The following is a 20,440-nucleotide window of genomic DNA, read 5'->3' as shown; positions in this document are numbered from 1 at the left end:
TCTAGGCCTGCGTGTCTGAGACCGCGCGATAGGCATGCCATGTGGCATGTCCAAGCCACGGGAAGATGACGATGAGGCCGATCAAGCCCGTAGCCGCGCAGAGTATGAAAAGCGCAAGGACGATGGCGCCCCAGACGATCATCGGCGCAAGGTTGTTCCAGACGAGCGCCGTGCTTGTTCCCATCGCCGTGAGCGCATCGACCTTGCGATCGAGGAGCATCGGAATGGCAAAAACACTGATCGCAAAAGCGAATGAGGCGAACAGGCCGCCCACCGCCGTGCCGACGCCGAGAATAATCCATCCCACCGGCTCGGTCAGCAGGAAGGCGGTTATGTGAGGCAGGCCGGGAAAGGGGCGCACGCCGAAGAACAACGCATAGATGAGCACCGCGGATCGCATCCACAGTAGCATCAGCAGGCTGAGCAGGACCCCGGTGAAAAGCACCTGCGGGCCCGCCGCCGGTTTCACCAGGAGCATTTCGCGCAGCGACGTATCGCGTCCCGCTTCTCGGTTGCGGCTTTTCTCATAGAGTCCGATGGCCAGCAGCGGGGCAATGATCATGAAGCCGGCGAGCGCGGGAAAAAGAATATAGTCGCGGCCATACAGCGCGAGCATCGCGACAGCAGCGAGAGACAGAAGGAAAATGCCCAGACCGTAGGCCAGGCTCGGCATCGGCCGATGGAAAAGATCCTGCCATCCGGCCTTGAGCCATTGGAAGCCGATGGAAGCGGGAAGATGGCGCTGAAACCGCGCGCTCTTCGTCTCCTCGATGCCCGAGGTCTGGCTCAGCAAGCCATAAGAGGGGCTTTTATCGCTCATGTCCCGCTACCTTTCAGCATGCCGATTTCGCCGCGCGATACTGCCCGCTCCCGTTCGCGCGTTCCTTCAAATGTCCCACGCATTCGGGCTGCGAGCGAAAGGCGACGTAGAAAAAATGCGCGTTCGCAAGAACGAACAGCAAAAGGCCTGCTGCCACCAGCGTCCAGACCAGCCACCGGGATCGGGATCGCATGGCCGTCATCGCTGAGGCGCGCTCAGCGAATGAACATAGAGCGCCAATATCTTGATATCCGAGTCCGTAAGCCGCTCGTCCCATGTCGGCATATGCCCCTGGCGTCCGCCATGGACGGTCTCCACGATCTGATCGATGTCTCCTCCATAGATCCAACGCGCGTCCGTCAGATTGGGAGCGCCGACATCGCGCTTCCCGCGCGCATCCTCGCCATGGCAAATCGCGCAATTGGCCATGAAGACCTCGCGCCCCGATACAATCGACGTCCGATTGGCATTCGTCACGAACTTGGGATGCGACAAGGCGTAGACATAGTTGGCCGCCAGACTGACCTGATCGGCATCGAGTATCCCGTCGCGTCCGAACGAGGGCATCTGCGAGACGCGCCCCTGCGGATGCTCCACATTGACCCCAACGCGCATGGTCTGCGCGATCGTCTCAAGGTCGCCGCCCCAGATCCAGTCGTCATCGGTCAGATCGGGATAACCATAACCCCCCTTGGCATTAATGCCGTGGCAGGCGGCGCAGTTGTCGCCGAACAACCGGTGGCCGGTGCTACGCACGATGGTCATGAGCCGGGGGTCGGCCGCGATCTGCTCGAGGTTCTCGCTTTCGATCCGCTTTATCCAGTCGGCCCGTCCCGCCTGCGAATCGACCAGGTGCTTTTCGACCGAGGTGCGCTGGTCGATGTTGAGAATTCCCTTGGTGTAGGTGTCGCCCAAGGGCCAAGTCGGCATGAGAATCCACCAGGCGAAAGCGAAGAGATGGGTGACGATCAGAAAAATCAGCACACCCTTGGGGACCGGCGTATCGAGCTCCTTGATGCCATTCCAGACATGGCCGGTCGTTTCATGACCGCTGACGGGATCGCGCTCTACGTCCATGGCTTGTCGTCCTGATCGAGAACGCTTTGTTTGGCTCGGTTGAACTTGCCACGATTGGACGGCCGGAACGTATAAATGAGGACACCGATCATCAGACCGATGAGGTAGAACAGCCCCCAGCTTTTCGAGAATGCAACAAGAGCCTCGTGGCTTATGTCCATGCCTGCCTCCTCATGTCATTTCACCGGCTCTGGCGGCTTCTGCGGCGCGGCCGTATTCTTGTACGGCACGTCGGTCAGCCGGCCGAGAACCTGAAGATAGGCGACGAGCGCGTCCATCTCGGTGACCTCGGTCGCCACATCGTCGAACACGCGAACCTGCGTTTCTTCGCCATACCGCTCGGTGATACCGGACGAGGTCGAGCTTTCCGGTGTCGCCTGGTCGAAGGCATCGACGCTCGCATTCTCGATCATGGCATCGGTGTAGGGCACCCCCGCGGCCCGCAGCGCCTTGAGGTGCAAGGGCAGATCAGCGAGGCGCAAGGGCGTCCGCGCCAGCCAGGGATAGGCCGGCATATTGGAATCGGGCACCACATCGCGCGGATTGGTCAGATGGGCGACGTGCCAGAAATCGGAATATTTGCCGCCAACGCGGGCGAGGTCGGGTCCGGTGCGCTTCGAACCCCAGAGCATCGGATGGTCATATTTGGATTCGACCGCGAGCGAATAGGGACCATAGCGCTCAACTTCGTCCTGCAGCGTCCGGATCATCTGGCTGTGACAGGCATAGCATCCTTCGCGCACATAGATGTTTCGCCCCGCCAGTTCGAGCGGCGTGTAGAGCCGCATGTCTGGCGCCTCCTCGACCGTCTCGTCGATCGTGAAAAGCGGAGCGATCTCGACGAGGCCGCCGACACTGGCAGCCGCGATGATGGCGAGCACGAAGCCGATCGCCGAACGTTCGAGCTTGCGATGAAACAGTTCCGCCACGGCTCAGGCCCTCCCCGCCGCCGTCGCGGCCTGTAGCGGGACGTCGCCTTCGAACGGCGCCTGGGCCGAGGCGGCGCGAATGGTCCTCCACATATTGTAGGCGCCGATCACAGCACCGATCAGGAACAGAAGGCCGCCGAGCGTACGCGCGATGTAATAGGGATACATGGCTCTGAGCGAATCCAGGAAGGAGTAGGCTAGCGTGCCTTCCTCCGTATAGGTCCGCCACATCAGGCCCTGGATGATGCCCGAGTTCCACATGGCAAAAATGTAGACAAGAGTGCCGGCAAGCGAGAGCCAGAAGTGCCACTCGACCAAGGCGGGCGAATACATCGCCTCGCGCTTCCACAAGGACGGCACCAGCGTGTAGAGCGAGCCGAAGGTGATGAGCGCCACCCAGCCGAGCGCGCCGGCGTGAACATGGCCAACCGTCCAGTCGGTGTAATGCGAAAGCGAATTGACGGGCCGGATGGCGAGGAACGAACCTTCAAAGGTCGAGATGCCATAAAACACCGCCGCGACCATCATGAAGCGGAGCGTCGCATCATCGCGCACGCGGTGCCAGGCGCCGTTCAATGTTAGCAAGGCGTTGCCAGCCGAAGCCCATGACGGCACGAGGAGCATCACCGAGAAGGTCATGCCCAGCGTCTGAACCCAGTGCGGTAGGGCGGTATAATGAAGGTGGTGGGAACCCGCCCACATGTAGAAGAAGGTAATGCCCCAAAAGCTCAGGATCGAGAGACGGTAGGAGAAGATCGGCCGCTGGGCCCGGATGGGCAGGTAGTAATAGAGCATGCCCAGGAAGCCCGCCGTCAGGAAGAAGGCGACGGCGTTATGACCATACCACCACTGCACCATAGCATCCTGGACGCCCGACCAGATGGTGTAGCTCTTCGCATGGCCCAGCGAGACCGGAATCGCGAGATTGTTGATGATATGGAGTATCGCGACGACGAGAATGAAGGCCATGAAGTACCAGTTGGCCACATAAATGTGTGGTTCCTTGCGGCGTGCGAGCGTCCGGATGTAGAGGATGAAGTAGGTCACCCAGACGATCACCAGCCAGATGTCGGCATACCATTCGGCCTCGGCATATTCCTTCGATTGGGTAACCCCGAGCAGATAACCGCTGGCCGCGAGGATGCAGAACAGGTTGTAGCCCACCAGCACGAACCAGGCCGAAAGCTGATCGGGAAGACGCGCCCGCGAGGTCCGCTGCACGACATGCAGCGAGGTGGCGATGAGCGCGTTGCCGCCAAAGCCGAAGATCACGCCGCTGGTGTGCACCGGTCGCAAGCGGCCGAAGCTCGCCCAGGCACTGTCAAACGTCAGGTCAGGGAATGCCAGCAGCGCGGCGACCCAGACCCCCACGAACATCGCCACCACCGCCCAAGCCATGCTGGCGATGATGCCGGCCTTGATGGGCTCGTCATAGTAGCTTTGCAAACGGGATTTTGGCGGTTCCGGTCCCCAGATGCCGCGGATTACGATGATGGCGCAAATGGCGGCAATGGCCAGGATCAGCCAGCCGTGGATTTCCATTGTGTCCTGATTGCCTGCCGCTGCGAGAACGAGGCCGCACAGACCGACGGCAACGGAAATGGCGAGCGCGATCTGGCGTTCGGTCTCGGTCAAGGTCAGTATCATGGCCGATCTATTTCCCCCCTCATCGGTCATCGCCACGGGCTGACAGCGCAGCAGCAGGTTCGCTCCCGATGGGAACACAGCTCGCGCCGAACCAGCAACACGCGGGTCGGACGGAAGTTCCCAACTATTGCCCTGCCGTCTCCCGCGGTAAACACCAAAAAATCAGTGGTCAGCGTCGCTCGCCACGCATCGCGGCCGAATTTGAACCTGTGTTTGGCGACGGCGCAATGGACTTTTGCCGATCAAGCTCTTGGACCGTTAAGCCTGTGTCCAAGACTGGCTCGACCTCCGTCTCCGATCGGTCAGGACTGAGCGGCAGCCGCTCTTCAGCATACTGCGGTCGAATCAGCGTATCGCCGCCAGGTATCGTCCGTCGTCGGCACGGAAGAGCACTGACCCATTGCTGTTGACGGACCATGAGGTCACATCCTGCAGAATGGCCAGGAACCTGGTTTCCTGGTTCCCGAGCGCCGGCACGCAAGCCCGGCGCGTCACGGCGAGCGGTCCGATCCGAAGCGACTGTTCCTCGATCGAATAGTCGCCGGTGAACCTGTTGCAGCCGGCCGATCCGCTCACTCGGCCGTCTTGCGAAAACTGCACCGTCACATTGGATTTGTCGATCAGACCGGTCTGATTGATGTCCTCCACCTTGAATTGCGGGCCGATCAAGCCTGAAGCCGCCGGGCGGTCACCAACGCGAACCATATTGAGCGTCCCCAGATCCTGCTCGAACCGCGTGGGATCGACCGAATGAACCGTATCCGTGGTCCATATCGGGTTGCCCTCGGGATCGGTAATCGTCGCACGGACTGCGTAACGCATGTTGGTCTTCAAGTCCTGTTCCTTCACCCTAATCGAAAATGGCAAAGGAACCTGCTGCCCTGCTGTCTCGCGCGTTTCCTTGGCAATGATCACCGATCTCGCATCGGCGCGCGAAACGTCCAGCAGTCTCACGTTGAATTTCGCGCGGGCGGGCAGAGCGATGCGCTGTCGATAGGATGCGTTGCCGGTTACGACCTTGTCTCTCAGCTCCGCAATGGGGGCTTGGGGATCGACGTATCGCGCGCCTGTCGCGCAGCCGCCGAGCGCGAGCATGGTCATCGCCAGTACGGCTGTGAATGGCTTGTTGAACATGGCGTTTCACTTTGCTGTGCGATTGGAGCGGAAGAGAGCAGGTCAGGCGGAACCCATGGCATCGGCAATAATGGGAGGGCTTCGAGCGGCAGTCCTGTGGGAATCGACTTCGCATAGGATGGTTCCGAACCACGAACGTCCGATGGCGGGCGGAAGATTGGGCTGGATTGGCGCGGGCGGCCCCGGCGGATATCTGATCCCCTCTTGGGAGACAGCCACTGAATTTTGGAACCACACGAAAAGCGCAGTCTAGAACCCGTGGCTTCCCGCCACTGCGCCGAGAACCGTGACAGCCGCGATACCCAGCAATATTCGGTGAAGTGTCTCCATTCGGGCAAAATCTGCGGCGGGCTTGACCGATGTCATCATTCGGCGGTGGAGAAACAGCGGCTCGATCACGAAAAGCATCGCGGCGAACACGGCCCACAGCCCTACCATCGCATGCATCCACCAGAAGCGAAGATCGAAAAAGCGGTCCCACATCTGCGCGCGATAGATCATCCAGAAGCCGCTCAGTCCTGCCAATAGCACCCAGATGCGCGCCTGCGCCGCAAAGCGCCCCTCCAGTCGATGAAAGGCCGCCAGCCGCTCCGCCGGCGGATTGGCGGCGCGCACGGACGGCATCACCACAAGCGTCACGAACGCCACGCCGCCGATCCAGACAAGGACCGCCAGGACATGAACGGCCCGGGCCAGGATGATGTCGTCCATGCCTCCGCTCCCTCAGGCCGCGAGCAGTTCGTCGGCCGGGCCGAAGAACTCATAGTGGATCCTGTCCGACGGCACACCCGCCAGCGACAGGGTCGAGACCGCATGACGCAGGAACGGACGCGGCCCGCAGATGTAATAGTCCGCTTGTGCGACCGGTGTGCTGGCGACCAACCATTCATCGGTAATTATGCCGGCCACATCGTAGTCGCTGCCCTCTGTTTCATCCTCGAGCGGGGTCTGGTGAAAATCGGTGATCGCGATCGATTGGCCATGGCTCGCCACAGCGCGGACATGGTCGCGCATCGCATGGGTGTCGCGGTCATGCGTGCCGTGGATGTAATGAACCGGCACTTCGGCGCCGTTCTGAACGAGGGCTTCGAGCATCGCCACCATCGGCGTCAGGCCCACGCCGCCCGACAGCAGTACGACCGGCCGTTCGACATGATCGGCGAGGAAGAATTCGCCAGCAGGCGCGGCCACCTTCAGGATCGTCCCGGGTTTCGCCTCGTCGTGCAACCAGCCCGACGCGAGCCCTTGCGGCTCGCGCTTGACCGAAATGCGATAGGTTTCGCCATTGGCGGCGGCCGAAATCGAGTAGTTGCGCTTGACCGGCGGATGTCCGGGAATTTCGAGCCAGAAGGTAAGATACTGGCCCGGCTTGTGGCGCATGACGGGGCCGCCGTCGACGGGGCGAAGGACAAAGGAATTGATGACGCTGCTTTCGCGCACAACGTCTTCGACGCGGAAATCGCGCCAGCCGTTCCAGCCGCCGGCCGCGTCCTTCTGTTCGGTGTAGACGCGCTGTTCCCGCGCGATCAGGATATTGGCGAGAAACCAGTAAGCTTCCCCCCAGGCCCCGAGGATTTCGTCGGTCGCCGCATCGCCCAGCACCGCCTTGATCGCACCGAGCAGTGCTTCGGCGACGTGCGGATAGTGCTCCGGCAGTATCTGGAGACCGACATGCTTTTGCGCGATGCGCTCGACCGCGGGAGCCAGCGCGCCGAGATTGTCGATATTGCTGGCATAGGCGAGAATGGCGCCGGTGAGCGCGCGCGGCTGCGAACCGGCGTCACCATGATGCGACTGGTTGAAAAGATCGCGAATGTCCGGGTTCTGGAACATCCTGGAATACATTTCATGCACGATATCCAGACCATGCGCTTCGAGCGCGGGGACCGTCGCCTTGACGAGCGCGATGGTCTGATCGCTGAGGGGCTGCGACATAAACTTCTCCTTGTTGGAAGGGATTCGAGTTTCCCGGCGATCAGGCGCCGGGCGGCTGATCATAGAAATCGACCCGCATTTTCATGGCGCCGATGGGCGTCACGAAGTGCGGCTGCTGCGGCAAGATCAATCCGGGCCGTTCGGGCGTCAGGACAACCTCCGACGGTGGATCGAGATAGGTCAGCCGAAGCTCACCCTCCAGAACGCGGATCAAACCCCAGACACCCGCCTTGGTATCATGGCGTGCCCGCAGGGCGGCCGGGAGCGTGTCCTGATCGAACACCGGCGTCGAACGATAGGGTAGAATGTCAGGCATGGGTGGGTACTCGCCGTTCGCAATGAATGGACCCGGCCTCGCCGTCAGCGACGCTTGGCCGATCGAGCCGAAAAAACATGGCAAGCTGCAGGCTCTCGGCAATCCGCTTCGCTTTCGCCTGCAGAGCCGCAGCTGCGTCGGGCGCCATCATCTCGTTTGTCGTACAGTCCCACAGCGCGAGCCAGCGGTCGAAAAGCGCTGGCGTTATCCTCGACCTGTGCTTCAGGTGCGCTGGCACGGGCTGGCCCTTGTATCGGCCACTGGCGAGCATGACGGATGACCAGAACGCCGCCAGCTTTTCGAGATGTTCCGGCCAGTCATCGATCGCGTCGTTGAAAATCGGCCCCAGGTCGGCATCTGCGCGAACGCGCGCGTAGAAGGCGTCGACAAGCTGCTTGAGCGCCTCATCCTTCAGTTCCAGCTCGGTCATTCGCCCGACTCCAATCATGTATCCCGAATGCATCTATACTTTTCCCTGAAAACATGCAAGATGAATACATCTTAATGCGACGAGCTGAGGAAGAGAGTGGGAACGCCCCATGAAACTGACCCTGTTCACCGACTATTCGATGCGCGTGCTGCTCTATCTGGGCGCGCGGCCTGACCGCCTGTGCTCGATCGGTGAGGTCGCGCAGGCCTACGGAATCTCGCAGAATCACTTGATGAAGGTGGTGAACCAACTCGCACGCAGTGGTGATGTGGAGAGTGTGCGTGGACGGTCGGGCGGCATCCGCCTGGGGCGGCCGCCCGAAGAGATCAACATCGGCGCACTCATACGCCAGACCGAGGACGGCTTCGATCTCGTTGACTGCGGCGGATGCGTGGTCGCGCCTGCATGTGGGCTGACGGGCGTGCTGAAGGAGGCGCTCGGCGCGTTCCTGGCGGTACTTGACCGCTATACGCTTGCCGACCTGCTGACGAAGCGGCGAGATCTCGCGTCGCTCTTCGAGCGTAACGCGGCCGATCGGTTCGAAACCCCTGCGGCGCCAGATGGATGATTGACGTCTTGGCGCATCGAAGCCGAAAAGGAGGAACGTGACATGTTCTGTCCAGAATGTGGTGAACCGGTCGATCCCGCTCCCTTTGACGGTCGTCGCCGCGCGTCGCGGTCATGGATCGCCGCAGGACTCCAAATCGGCGCGCGATGGGTAAAGGTATTGCGCGCTGGACGCTCCAAGCCGGACCGCACGCGGCAGTCCGCTTGCCCGTCTTGCTCCAATCATAAAACCACGAACACGGAAAGGAATTGAACGATATGGCCCTTCACCACGCAGCGCCCGGAGAAGTCGTCGATCTCTTGCCCGAGAACGTGACGACACATGAAGAACATTCCACAGCGATCGTGAAGGCGGACCATTTCGAAACCATCCGGCTGGTGATCCCGAGCGGCACCGAAATGCGCCAGCATCAGGTGCCGGGCAGCATCATGCTGCATTGCCTCGAGGGCCATGTGAAAGTCGAGCTCAGCGCAAGCTCGATCGAACTGCGGCGTAACCAGTGGGTCTATCTCGAAGGAGGCGCGCCGCACTCGGTCAAGGGCGCGGAAAACTCTGTGCTGCTTCTGACGATCCTCTTTCCGCCTGTAGAAGGATCACAGGCAAAAGCCGGCGCCGAGACCTTGGCGGTCGATGCCTATGACGATTGCGACTGTGTCGACCGGTGGGAAGCGGAAGGCGGTCCGGTCGTTCAATCGGATCAGCCTGCCCCCAGGAAGAATTGATCACGGGCGGCATGATGGCACGGCGCGCAGCGCGCTAGTCGCTTTGCTGTACCGCCTCGTAGCCCATAGGGGAGAACCATGGATCGAACACGTCAGCTCTGGATTTGGCTTCTATCATTGCTGGCAGTCTCTTTTGCCGTCCTGCTTCTGGTTGGCCGCGACATCAGCATTCAGGCGCCGCCGCTTCCCGCCAAGGTCGTGACCGCAAACGGCGAAACCGTCTTCACCCGTGCCGAGATGCAGCGTGGCCGCCAGGTCTGGCAATCTATGGGCGGCATGCAACTGGGCTCGATCTGGGGACACGGCGGCTACGTAGCGCCCGATTGGTCAGCCGACTGGTTGCACCGGGAATCACTGGCACTTCTCGATCTCTGGGCACAGCGGGATCTGGGCGGCGCCTTTGAGAGTTTAAACGAGGAACACAAGGCGCTCCTCCAGCGGCGGCTGCAAACGGAAATGCGCCGAAACACGTTTGAAGCGAGCACGGATACCATCACGATCAGCAACGATCGCGCGGTGGCAATCGAGCGGGTGGCAAAGCACTACGTCAATCTGTTCGGCAACGACCCCGCCACGGCCGAGCTGCGCGAAAACTATGCCATGAAGAACGATACGGTCCCCGACGCAGGGCACCGAGCCGCCATGACCTCCTTCTTCTGGTGGACGGCCTGGGCGGCCACAACGGAACGACAAGGGCGGACGACAACGTATACGAACAACTGGCCGAGCGAGCCGCTGGTCGGGAATCGCCCACCATCAAGTACATTCATCTGGTCGGCCTTCAGCGTCACCTTCCTGCTTGCCGGCATCGCGCTGTTGGGTTGGCACCATGCGGTGACGCACGGACGAAGGGAGAAGGAGCACGACCTCCCCGCGAAAGATCCGCTGCGCGAGATCGCGGTGACGCCTTCGATGCGGGCGACAGCCAAATATTTCTGGGTCGTTCTCGCACTGTTTCTCGCGCAGATCATGCTGGGTGCAATGACGGCCCACTATCAGGTCGAGGGGCAGCTGGTTTATGGCTATGAAGCGGCCGAGATCCTGCCTTATTCGATCACCCGCACCTGGCACACGCAGCTTGCCGTGCTGTGGATCGCGACAGCCTGGCTGGGAACGGGCCTCTACATAGCTCCTGCGATCTCGGGCCATGAACCGAGGTTCCAGGCTCTGGGTGCCAACATCCTCTGGGCCTGCCTCCTGATTATCGTTGTGGGCTCCTTTGCCGGGCAATGGCTCGCGGTGATGCAGAAACTGGGACTGGAGAGGAACTTCTGGTTCGGACACCAGGGCTGGGAATATGTCGATATGGGGCGCTTCTGGCAGTGGTTTCTCTTCATCGGCCTGATGCTCTGGCTTGTGCTCGTCGGCCGGGCGCTCTGGCCTGCGCTCAAAGAGAAGTCCGAATCCCGCCACATCACGATGCTGTTTTTCCTATCCGCCGTAGCCATCGGACTCTTCTACGGTGCCGGGCTGTTCTGGAATGAGCATACAGCGCTCTCCATGATTGAATATTGGCGTTGGTGGGTGGTCCATCTGTGGGTCGAAGGCTTTTTCGAGGTGTTCGCCACCGCGGTCATCGCCTTCCTCTTCACGCGCCTCGGCCTCATTCCGACACCCACCGCCACGGTCGCCGTCTTGTTTGCCACGATCATCTTCATGGCAGGCGGAGTGCTGGGAACGTTGCACCATCTCTACTTCGCGGGAACCTCGATCGCGGTGCTGGCGCTTGGCGCGAGCTTCTCAGCGCTCGAGGTCGTGCCGCTCGCCTATATTGGCTTCGAAGCTTATGAACACTGGAAGCTGAGCAGCGCGACACCCTGGATGCAGCGTTATAAATGGCCCGTCATGTTCTTCCTGGCGGTATCCTTCTGGAATCTCGTCGGAGCAGGCCTGTTCGGCTTCCTCATCAATCCGCCGCTGTCGCTCTATTACATGCAGGGTCTCAATCTGACGCCGCTGCACGGACACACCGCATTGTTCGGCGTATACGGCATGTTGGGCGTCGGGCTCGTCCTGTTCTGCCTGCGTGGCATGTTGCCGAACCTGATCTGGAACGAAGGCGTGCTGAAGACGAGCTTTTGGTGCTTCAACATCGGCCTTGCGTTGATGGCGCTCCTGACCTTGCTGCCACTTGGTACGCTTCAGCTGACCGCCGCGATTGACAAGGGCTACTGGTACGCTCGCTCGGCCGAGTTCATGCAGCAACCGGTGGTCGATCTGCTGGTGTGGCTGAGGGTTCCTGGAGATATCGTCTTTTCTGCCGGGGCGGTAGCGCTCGCCTGGTTTGTCGCCAGTCTTTGGCTCAGACCCCGGTCTGACGACAGCGAGGCGCAAATTGCACAGTGATCGATCGAGGAGTCCGATGCCGCGCAGTCCCAGCCAACCCTTGCTCGTGGGCTAGCCACGTTCTGTCGACAAACGCCACACTTGGATGCGAGTTTCGGTGAACCTTTTGTCCATGCGCACCAAACTTCTGTTCGCAGGTCTGGCAGCCGGGTCGATGGCTGCTCTATCCTCGCCCGCGATTGCTCAGATGCCGCCCGGCTCACGGGACTGTTCATTCCAGTCGCTATCGCCGGAGGAAAAGTCTCGGTACCAATCCCGTTACCGGCGCCGCGTGCGCGTCGATGGGCAAGCTTTTGCTGATAATGGCTGTATGAACAGGTGTGCATGACAGCCTCTGAGCGCAAAGCCCTCCGGCGTCCCCGCAAGGGCAAAAACTGCCGCGCCGTTTCGCGCCCCGTCACCAGCTTGGACGGATCCATGACAGTTGGCATCGGGCGCAAATGCGACTGACGCGCTCGATGCCGCACATGGCGATCATGGTGCGTTTCCAGGAGGGGACCAAATCCTACGCTAAGAATTTTGGCCAGCGATATTCTTCGCCGGTCAGGGTTATGTGCTCCCACCCCGCTCCTTACGGAGATCGAATCCACTGATCACTGAATTCTGACTTTAGAAACGTTTCTTGAATCGGGATCCATGGATGAAAAGGGGCCGACTCTCTGCATTCAGCGAATATTCGAACGCGAAGGCAGAAGGCCGGCCTGATCGATCAGAAGCTGATCGTTGCCGTGCCCCAAAAGCGGCGCCCTTCATCGAGCATCCAGTTGCCGTCGAGACCATCAAACCGGCCGCGGTCATCGACCGGCACGATCTTGTCGGTGACGTTGAGCACCGCCGCCCTCAGCGCGAAATTCTCATTGATCGTGAAATTGATGCCGACATCGAAGGTCGTGCTCCCTTCACGGGTGCGGGTGTTGAGCGCGCCGTTGCGGAACCCGCTGAAAGTCTGCTTGCCCGAGTAGTAGCCGAGCACATAGGCCGCGATCTGCTCGGTCGCTTGCCAGTCCAGGCGAACGTTGGCCATGTGCCTGGGCGTCTTGTCGAGCGGCGTTCCGTCAAGCGAACTGCCGTCGAAAGCGGGCTCGCCGCCACCCTTCCGGACGGAATCGGTGTAGGTATAATTCGCGGTCAGCAGCAATGCCGGGGTGATCGGCAGTCTGCCATTCACTTTGTCAAACGGCGCGCAAACGGGACCCCGTATAGGCGTTGAAGGGGGACCCCCTTTTCGAGATTGAGCGGAGGGTTGATGCCCTGCGCTGTGTGCGGCGGAGGTCGGGCGTAGCCCGGCCGGAGGCGTACACAGCGCAAGTTCGTTTTGAAGCTGGGGTGAGAGTGGCGGCTAACTGCGGTTTTTGAAGCGCCAGCTGTCGTTGCCGGTCTCGACGATATCGCAGTGATGAGTGACGCGGTCGAGCAGAGCCGTGGTCATTTTGGGATCCCCGAACACGGTAGGCCATTCGCCGAAGGCGAGGTTGGTCGTGATAACGACGCTGGTGCGTTCGTAGAGCTTGCTGATCAGGTGGAACAGGAGCTGGCCACCAGAGCGCGCGAACGGCAGATATCCCAACTCATCGAGCACCACCAGGTCGAGCCGTGAGAGCTGTCCCGCCAGGGTCCCGCCCTTGCCGATCCGGGCCTCCTCTTCGAGGCGTGTCACCAGATCGACGGTGTTGAAGTATCGTGCCCGAGCCCCTTTGCGCACGACGTTGGCGGTAATCGCGATGGCGAGGTGGGTCTTGCCGGTGCCCGTGCCGCCGACGAGCACGATGTTGCGACGCGCCGGTAGGAAGGAGCCATCATGCAGGGAGCGGATCAGTCCCTCGTTGATCGGCGTCCCTTCGAAGCTGAACCGCTCCAGGTCCTTCACCACCGGCAGCCGCGCGGCCGTCATGCGATATCGGATCGAGGCGGCGTCGCGATGGGTGGCTTCCGCGCGGAGCAGATCGGTCAGGATCTCCATGGTGGTGCGCTGGCGCTGGAGGCCGGTGGTGACGGCCTCGTCGAACGCGGCCACCATGCCCTTGAGGCCCAGGCCGCGCATTGTGTCGATCATCTCATGCCGCTGCATCATAGCCTCGCAGTCGGTCATAGCTGGCACAGTCGGCGATCGGCGGGTGACTCAGCATCCGGTCTTCCGAAGTGACGATGCTATGGGGCGTCGCCGGCTCGCGGCGACGGGAGAGGATGTTGAGGATCAGGTCGTCGCTGACCGTTCCGCTCGCCAGCGCTTCGCGCACCGCCGCCTCGACCTGCTCCAGCCATCGGTGAGCACGGCCGAGAGCACCCGCACGAACCTGCGATCCGCCTCATCCCCGTGCCCCAGCCTGCGTCGCAGGCGATGGAGGGATGGCGGCAACTCCCAGTCCTGGAACGGCGCGCCGTTGCGCAGGGCACCGGGCTTGTGGGCCAGAACCGGCAGATAATGCCAGGGATCGTAAATGGTGCGGTTCCGCCCGAAGTGACGCTCATGTTCCCCGACGATCTCTTCGCCGCAGCGGATGACCATCCGGCCCGCATAGGCGCGCACCTGCACCGTGCGCCGCGCCGCCCTGGACATGACCGAGTAGCGGTTGCGGTCGAAGCTGATGAGGCAGGTGCCGGTGACGGCATGCTCGCTCTCATGGAAGCCATCGAAGGGCGCCAGGATCGGCTGCAGGACAGGCCGCTCCATCTCCAGCGCCTAGGCCACGGTGATATCGCCGCGCTCGGGATGGGTGTGGTGCTCGGCCCAGCGCCGGCACTCCGCCTTCCTTCTCACGATCTGGCTTTTGAGCCATTCGAGCATGGAATCTTTTGCCATCATGGGCGTCGTCGTCGCTCTCGGCAGCATCGTCTACCGGGCCAGCATCCGCCGGTCATCAACGTAGGGGTCACGACGGTGGAGCGAGCGGTCGGCTCTTCAAGCCCAACGCGATCGGCTCATTTCTCGCTCACCAGTCGTGAACTAACGGCAAATTTGTCAGAATTTGAGGGTGAAAGTGATTTATGGCCCTCATTTTTGTTTCAAGCAGCGCCTGCCGAATGCATCTCTGCGATTGATGTCTTCTGCAAAAGCTTGTTGGCATCGGATGCTCGCTGATCACACCTAACCCGTAATCGTGCCTCTGGCTGACATACCCGACAAACGTATAAGCTCGCCATGCGCGGGCGTCACCAACCCAATTCCGCGTGCGATCCCAAGCGCACAAGCTGCAAGGTGTCGTCATCGGGCTTGCGGTAAATCAGCACGAGGTCGGGCTTTATGTGGCAATCGCGATGGTCGCGCCAGTCGCCGGTCAGCGCATGGTCGCGGTGGCGCGGTTCAAGCGGCTCGTCGGATGCCAGCGCCTCGATGATCGGGATCAGGTCAGCGTCCAGCGTCTTGGCGTGCTGCCCCTTCTTCTCCCGCTTGTAGTCGCGCTTGAACCGCCCGAAGCGTTCAATCGTCCGCATTGAGGTCGGCCATCAGGTCGACCACCGTGGCGAACCGCTTGCCCTTTCCCTCGCGCGCTTCCTTCATGGCCTCGATCGTCTCGGCATTGGGCACCAGCGGTTCAAACGGCAAGGCCTTGTCGCGGGCAACGCGGGTCAGCATCAGGCGCACGGCATCGGAGACGGTCAGCCCCATAGCAGCCAGCACGGTCGCGGCTTCCTCCTTCACCGCTCCGTCGATCCGGGTCTGCACAAGAGCGTTTGCGGCCATGTCGATTTCCTTTCTGCATGACGATGTAATGCAAGCGAACGCAAAGTGCAATCAGGCAAAGCCCCGGCTATCGACATGGCGACCGGGCTTCGCGTTTTTCACCTTCAATGCTGTGAGTGCCATCGGTTCGGGGCCCTGATCGGGAATGTTGGGGCCGTTCTCACACTTTCGGTGGGCAAACGGTCCCACAATCGTTCCACATTTTGGGCCAAATTCAGGCAAATCAGGGAGACGACCGCGAACAACTTACAAGACAAATCGTTGCTTTTTCAGTGTAGGTAGGGGTAGGGACGCCATCAGCTCGCTTGACACAAGGTTCTACACTCGACAGCGGGGTCCTCTACCACCGGGCAATTCTGCAGGATGCTGCAAACCGCGCGATATCAATGGCGGGCGAAAATTCGCTGACCGGCGCTGCCGAAGGCCACCACCGTATAGGGTTGGCGGGCAGCGCCTGCCACTTCCATGCCCTCCGAACCGATCGGCATCCCCGCAACCGCAATGCCTTTGACGCCCGCAGGACGGGTCGCCAGCAAGCGCTTGACGTCGGATATCGGGACATGGCCCTCGATCATATAGCCATCGACGATCGCGCTGTGGCAAGATGCCAGCGTCCGGGGCATGCCGGCCTTGCGCTGAAGCTCGCTGCGCGACGCATCGTCACGCATGACGACCTTGCGTCCCAGCTTCGCGCGCACGGCCTGCGCCCACTTCTCGCAACATCCACATCCCGGATCCCGGTGGACGACGATATCACTGGCCGCAAGCGCTACGCCGGGCATGGCGAGGAACAGCAAGGCGACGAATAGGCGGGTCTTCATGAAATGACTCCCGGAAGAACGATAAGCATGGGGCAGAGGCCCCTTCTTTTCTATACGCATCAATGCGCCCCTCCCCTCATCACGCAGATGATTTTACGATGGCGGGCGGCCTCCAGGCTAGCGGCAGGGACACAAGCAGCGCTAGCGATAGACCACCAATCCCCCACAGAACGAGCGGCTGCGCCCCGGGAGCGACGATGGCTATCGCCAGCGGCGCGAGCGCCTGCCCGATGCTGGCGGCGGAATGCTGGAAACCGAGCTTCACGCCTGAAGGGGCCCCGCCGCCGCTGATCCAGAAGCTGGTGACCAATCGAAGGGTTGCCGAGCTCCAGCCGGCAGCAACGATGATCCCACTGAGCTCGGCCATACTCGCGGCGACAGGAAACATGAAAAGTGCCACAGCCAGCAGGCCCAGCGTCAATCCGGCAAGCCGCCTCGGCACAGTGACCAGCCAATCCAGCTTTGCATGGAAGATCTGTGCCGCCAGCATGCCCAATCCGCAGAGACTGAGCATCCAGGCGATCTCTTCGCGGCTCAGCGAAATGGCGCTCCGCGTCACCAGGAGATTGACATGCATCGCCGCCAGCCCGCCGCCCGCGACGATCGTGATAAAAAGCAGGATCAACGTCGCGCCGAGCGTAGGCGCGGGCAGGTCTCCGCCATCGATGCAAGGTGCACACCAGCGCGGCAGACGCACGGCGCAAAGCGCCGCCCCGACGGCACCGATGCCGAGAGCGAGGATCATGAGGGGAGCGCGGGGCAGGATCGCGGCCGAGACCTCCGCCACCAGCGGACCGGCGAGATCGCCCAGAAACACGAAGGCGGTCAGCCAGGTGAAGCGGCGCGCCTGGTCCGCGCGCCCGCTTGCGGCAAAGCTCGCGCAGAGCAAGCCCAACGGTATGATGGCGGCCGACGCCATCCCCGCCACCAGACGCAATGCATAAAGCTCAGGCAACCCGACGAGGCCGATCGGCGCGGTCACCAGCGCGAGGATGACCAGCGCTGCGCGCAACATCGCCCGATAGTCGACCCGGTCCGCGATCCAGCCCCAGAGCGGCGCCGCCAGCAAGGCTGCCAGGGGATGGACCGCGGTCAGGCTCGCGACGTGAAAATCATGAGCGCTTGACGATAGCGCGCCACGAGCCGGGTCGACCAGTGCCGGAAGGAAGGCGAGAATGGCCGTCTGTCCCGCCGACGCCGCAGCCGCCGCGAGCAACAAGACGAAAAAGGAGGCCGGCCAGCGACCGTTGGCTTGCGATCCAGCCTTGTCACGCGGCGCGTTCGCGGTCGATCCCTCGAGTGGCCATCCGCGGATCACCACCAGGCGCGCAAGCCGATCACCAGCCTGTGTTCGGAAGGCCCTTCCCTGCGCAGGCGACGGAAATCGGCCGTGCCGTCAAATGCGCGCTCCCAGACGAAGCCGATATAGGGCGCGAACTTGCGCGACACCTCGTAGCGCAACCGTCCGCTCAGCTCGACATTGCTGAAGCCGCTGCCGAGCTGCCGATCGCTCGACCGCTTCGAATAGATATTGGTCTCTACCTGCGGTGTGAGGATCAACCGATTGGTGAACAGGACCTCATAGGAGGCCTTGGCGCGCGCCGCGAGACGCCCATCGGTCCCTACATAGCCGGTGAGCTGGACGTCGAACCAATAAGGCGCCAGTCCCTCGACGCCGGCGGCCAGCCATGTCGTCGCGCCCTTGCCGAGATCCTGCCTGACCCCGAGCAGCGTGCCCCAGAACGGGTTCTTGCTGTGCCACCACAGCGCCTCGACGCTGCTCTCCGGATCGAGACGTTGGTCGCGGGAGTTCTTGAGGCCCTGGCTGCGCAGCCAGAGCTTGTCATTGTCCTGACCCTTGGTGACGAGCACGGTCCAACCCACGCCCTGACCCTCGTTGCCGCTGGCGAATTCGAGCTCATCGACAAGTATCTTGGGGATCGAGAGCTTGTCGGCCATCTCATAGCCCGGCAGCGTCGAGTTGCGATAGCCGTCGGCATAATCGTCCGAGTTGCGCGCGTCCGGCGGGGCCTTGCCACCCTGCATCGAGCCCATGTCCATCGTGGCGCCGTTACCGGACGCCTTCGTGTCGGTCATATCCATGCCCGGCATGTCCATGCCCGCATGGTCCTGAGAGCCTTGCGCGGAAGGGGTGTGCTGAGCGGGAGTGGCCGTTTGGGCAGGGGTGGCGGCGGGCGACGGGGGCGAGGCATCCTGCGCGAGGGCGGGAGCCGTGATCGCCGGCGCCAGGAAGAGGGCAGCGCCAAGAGCGATGCCGCGCGAGGGGAAAATCCGGATCATGCGACCACCACCTCCCGGAACATGCCGGCCGCCATGTGATAGAGCAGATGGCAGTGGAAGGCCCATCGGCCCATGGCGTCGGCGGTGACGCGGAAGCTCACCCGCTGGGCGGGCTGGACCACGACCGTATGCTTGCGGACCTGGAAGGCGCCGTCCGGGCCTTCGACATCGCTCCACATGCCGTGCAGATGCATCGGATGCGCCATCATCGTGTCGTTGACGAAGGTGACGCGCAGCCGCTCGTTTGGCTTGAAATGAAGCGGCCTGGAATCGTTGAGCTTGATGCCGTCGAGCGACCAGATGAACCGTTCCATATTGCCCGTCAGATGCAGCTCGATGTCGCGCTCGGGCTCGCGCGGGTCGGGATCGCCGCCCGGCGTGCGCAGATCGGCCAGCGTCAGCACGCGCCAGCCGCGCCCGCGCAGCCCGGCGCCGGGATCGTCGAGATTGGTGCGCGGATAGTCGACGCGCATGTCGGTATTGGCGCCATATTCGGTGCGGGCGTGCCGTGCCCTGGCCGGCATCTCGGTCATGCCGTGCCCGGCATGCGCGTCGCCTCCCATTGCGCCCATCGTCGCCATCGCGCCCATCATGTCGACCGGCTCGAGCCAGGTCCGGGCATCGAGCGGCGGCACGGCTGCCGCCATGCCCGGGGCCGGTGCGATCGTGCCACGCGCATAGCCGCTCCGATCGATCGCCTGCGCGAAGATGGTGCGGGCGCCGCCCTCGGGCATGGTGAACTCGACGTCGTAGGTCTCGCCCGGGCCGATCCGGAATTCCTCGACCGTGACCGGCTCGACCGGCTGCCCGTCGGTCGATACGACCGTCAGCTCGACCCCGGGGATCCGCACGTCGAAGAACGTCGCCGTCCCCGCGCCGACGAAGCGCAGGCGCACGCGCTCGCCGGGCGCGGCGATACCGGTCCAGTTGCCGGCGGGCGGCGCGCCGTTCATCAGATAGGTGTAGGTCGCGGCAGAGACATCGCTGTAGTCGGTCGGGTTCATCCGCGAGCTGTTCCACATCCGCCGCCGCTCGAGCGCCTTGCCCAAGCCCATGGTGCCGACATCCTTGAGGAAATCGCCGGCGGTCGGCTGCGCAAAATTATAGTAGCTGCTCTGCTTCTTGAGATTGAGGAAGATCTGCAACGGCGGCTCGTCCGACCAGTCGCTGAGCACGATGCAATAGTCGCGATCGGGCGCCCGCGCCGTCGGCACCTGTTTTGGCTCCACGATGATCGCTCCATAGAGTCCCGTCTGCTCGGCGAGCGTGTGAGCGTGATACCAGTAGGTTCCGCTCTGGCGGACCTCGAAGCGATAGGTGAAGGTCTCGCCCGGCGCGATGCCGGCAAAGCTGATGCCGGGCACGCCGTCCATCTCCGCCGGCACGATGATGCCGTGCCAATGGATGCTCGACATCTCCTTGAGGCCGTTGCGCACACGGAGCGTGACCGTGTCGCCTTCGCGCAGGCGCAGGACCGGCGCGGGCACGCTGCCGTTCACGGCGGTCGCGATACGGCGTTTGCCGGTGAAGTTGACTGGCAGCTCGGCGATCTCGAGGTCGAACTCGGTCCCGCTAAGCTCGGCGGGCGAGACTGGGGCGGATCGCGCGAGAAGCGCCGGGGCGAAGCCGGCAACCGCGCCGCCGATCGCCAGCCCCTGGACGAAACGGCGCCGTGCGATCGGCCGGATATGTAAGGGAGACATGAACTGTAC

General features: G+C 62.3%; 21 protein-coding genes and 1 pseudogene. 3 read left to right on the top strand and 19 right to left on the bottom strand.

The window, feature by feature from the left end; translation table 11 throughout:
• Position 1 precedes the first annotated feature (1 nt).
• The 10 genes from AC07X9_RS23165 to AC07X9_RS23120 all read right to left on the bottom strand — a co-directional run bounded on the left by AC07X9_RS23165 (position 2) and on the right by AC07X9_RS23120 (position 8,288).
• A complete protein-coding gene (locus tag AC07X9_RS23165; protein ID WP_004212715.1) occupies positions 2–820 on the bottom strand; it encodes a DUF2189 domain-containing protein in 819 nt (272 codons plus the stop codon).
• A gap of 198 nt (positions 821–1,018) precedes the next feature.
• On the bottom strand, positions 1,019–1,897 hold the full coding sequence (ccoP, locus tag AC07X9_RS23160; RefSeq protein WP_004212713.1) for a cytochrome-c oxidase, cbb3-type subunit III: 879 nt from the start codon (positions 1,895–1,897) through the stop codon (positions 1,019–1,021).
• Positions 1,888–2,058, bottom strand: a complete 171-nt coding sequence (locus AC07X9_RS23155) for a cbb3-type cytochrome c oxidase subunit 3 (RefSeq protein ID WP_004212711.1) — start codon at positions 2,056–2,058, stop codon at positions 1,888–1,890. Before AC07X9_RS23155 ends, ccoP begins: the two co-directional genes overlap by 10 nt.
• Positions 2,059–2,073: 15 nt before the next feature.
• Entirely contained in the window at positions 2,074–2,826 is a 753-nt protein-coding gene (ccoO, locus tag AC07X9_RS23150) for a cytochrome-c oxidase, cbb3-type subunit II (RefSeq protein ID WP_004212709.1), read from the bottom strand.
• A gap of 3 nt (positions 2,827–2,829) precedes the next feature.
• Entirely contained in the window at positions 2,830–4,473 is a 1,644-nt protein-coding gene (ccoN, locus tag AC07X9_RS23145) for a cytochrome-c oxidase, cbb3-type subunit I (protein ID WP_004212708.1), read from the bottom strand.
• 345 nt (positions 4,474–4,818) lie between these two features.
• On the bottom strand, positions 4,819–5,607 hold the full coding sequence (locus AC07X9_RS23140; protein ID WP_004212707.1) for a YbaY family lipoprotein: 789 nt from the start codon (positions 5,605–5,607) through the stop codon (positions 4,819–4,821).
• Between the two features lie 249 nt (positions 5,608–5,856).
• Positions 5,857–6,318 carry a hypothetical protein gene (locus AC07X9_RS23135; RefSeq protein WP_004212706.1) on the bottom strand — a complete coding sequence of 154 codons (462 nt, stop codon included), beginning with the start codon at positions 6,316–6,318 and terminating at the stop codon, positions 5,857–5,859.
• 12 nt (positions 6,319–6,330) lie between these two features.
• On the bottom strand, positions 6,331–7,542 hold the full coding sequence (gene hmpA / locus AC07X9_RS23130; protein WP_004212704.1) for an NO-inducible flavohemoprotein: 1,212 nt from the start codon (positions 7,540–7,542) through the stop codon (positions 6,331–6,333).
• A gap of 40 nt (positions 7,543–7,582) precedes the next feature.
• Complete coding sequence (locus AC07X9_RS23125) at positions 7,583–7,858, bottom strand: TehB family protein (RefSeq protein WP_004212703.1); 276 nt, start codon at positions 7,856–7,858, stop codon at positions 7,583–7,585.
• The gene (locus AC07X9_RS23120) at positions 7,851–8,288 is read right to left on the bottom strand and encodes a group III truncated hemoglobin (protein ID WP_004212701.1); all 438 of its coding nucleotides are present in this window, start codon (positions 8,286–8,288) and stop codon (positions 7,851–7,853) included. The genes AC07X9_RS23125 and AC07X9_RS23120 overlap by 8 nt, the downstream gene beginning before the upstream one ends.
• Before the next feature lie 109 nt (positions 8,289–8,397).
• Between AC07X9_RS23120 and AC07X9_RS23115 the strand changes: the two genes are divergently transcribed.
• From AC07X9_RS23115 to AC07X9_RS23105, 3 genes are all read left to right on the top strand, one after another.
• A complete protein-coding gene (locus AC07X9_RS23115; protein WP_004212699.1) occupies positions 8,398–8,856 on the top strand; it encodes an Rrf2 family transcriptional regulator in 459 nt (152 codons plus the stop codon).
• A gap of 257 nt (positions 8,857–9,113) precedes the next feature.
• On the top strand, positions 9,114–9,578 hold the full coding sequence (locus tag AC07X9_RS23110; RefSeq protein ID WP_004212697.1) for a cupin domain-containing protein: 465 nt from the start codon (positions 9,114–9,116) through the stop codon (positions 9,576–9,578).
• 78 nt (positions 9,579–9,656) lie between these two features.
• A complete protein-coding gene (locus AC07X9_RS23105; protein ID WP_025549136.1) occupies positions 9,657–11,924 on the top strand; it encodes a nitric-oxide reductase large subunit in 2,268 nt (755 codons plus the stop codon).
• A 709-nt stretch (positions 11,925–12,633) separates the two neighbouring features.
• Here AC07X9_RS23105 and AC07X9_RS23100 read toward each other — a convergent pair.
• The 9 genes and pseudogenes from AC07X9_RS23100 to AC07X9_RS23060 all read right to left on the bottom strand — a co-directional run bounded on the left by AC07X9_RS23100 (position 12,634) and on the right by AC07X9_RS23060 (position 20,431).
• Complete coding sequence (locus AC07X9_RS23100; protein ID WP_021245211.1) at positions 12,634–13,062, bottom strand: TonB-dependent receptor domain-containing protein; 429 nt, start codon at positions 13,060–13,062, stop codon at positions 12,634–12,636.
• A 201-nt stretch (positions 13,063–13,263) separates the two neighbouring features.
• On the bottom strand, positions 13,264–13,992 hold the full coding sequence (istB, locus tag AC07X9_RS23095; protein WP_025549137.1) for an IS21-like element helper ATPase IstB: 729 nt from the start codon (positions 13,990–13,992) through the stop codon (positions 13,264–13,266).
• Positions 13,979–14,673 (bottom strand): annotated as a pseudogene (locus tag AC07X9_RS23090) (Mu transposase domain-containing protein); the annotation flags it as partial. The gene istB and the pseudogene AC07X9_RS23090, both read right to left, overlap by 14 nt.
• A gap of 401 nt (positions 14,674–15,074) precedes the next feature.
• Entirely contained in the window at positions 15,075–15,356 is a 282-nt protein-coding gene (locus AC07X9_RS23085) for a type II toxin-antitoxin system YafQ family toxin (RefSeq protein WP_004212690.1), read from the bottom strand.
• Positions 15,343–15,606, bottom strand: coding sequence for a type II toxin-antitoxin system RelB/DinJ family antitoxin (locus AC07X9_RS23080; protein WP_004212689.1), 264 nt, complete (start codon positions 15,604–15,606; stop codon positions 15,343–15,345). The genes AC07X9_RS23085 and AC07X9_RS23080 overlap by 14 nt, the downstream gene beginning before the upstream one ends.
• A 383-nt stretch (positions 15,607–15,989) precedes the next feature.
• Positions 15,990–16,427 carry a DUF411 domain-containing protein gene (locus AC07X9_RS23075; protein WP_007683347.1) on the bottom strand — a complete coding sequence of 146 codons (438 nt, stop codon included), beginning with the start codon at positions 16,425–16,427 and terminating at the stop codon, positions 15,990–15,992.
• A 79-nt stretch (positions 16,428–16,506) separates the two neighbouring features.
• Positions 16,507–17,748 carry an MFS transporter gene (locus AC07X9_RS23070; RefSeq protein ID WP_007683345.1) on the bottom strand — a complete coding sequence of 414 codons (1,242 nt, stop codon included), beginning with the start codon at positions 17,746–17,748 and terminating at the stop codon, positions 16,507–16,509.
• On the bottom strand, positions 17,742–18,728 hold the full coding sequence (locus AC07X9_RS23065; protein ID WP_004212678.1) for a copper resistance protein B: 987 nt from the start codon (positions 18,726–18,728) through the stop codon (positions 17,742–17,744). The genes AC07X9_RS23070 and AC07X9_RS23065 overlap by 7 nt, the downstream gene beginning before the upstream one ends.
• On the bottom strand, positions 18,725–20,431 hold the full coding sequence (locus tag AC07X9_RS23060; RefSeq protein ID WP_021238859.1) for a copper resistance system multicopper oxidase: 1,707 nt from the start codon (positions 20,429–20,431) through the stop codon (positions 18,725–18,727). Before AC07X9_RS23060 ends, AC07X9_RS23065 begins: the two co-directional genes overlap by 4 nt.
• Between the last annotated feature and the right edge of the window lie 9 nt (positions 20,432–20,440).

Source organism: Sphingobium sp. GW456-12-10-14-TSB1 (assembly GCF_059424385.1).
Note: the sequence above shows the minus strand (reverse complement) of the source record. Positions and strands in the feature narration are given on the sequence as shown.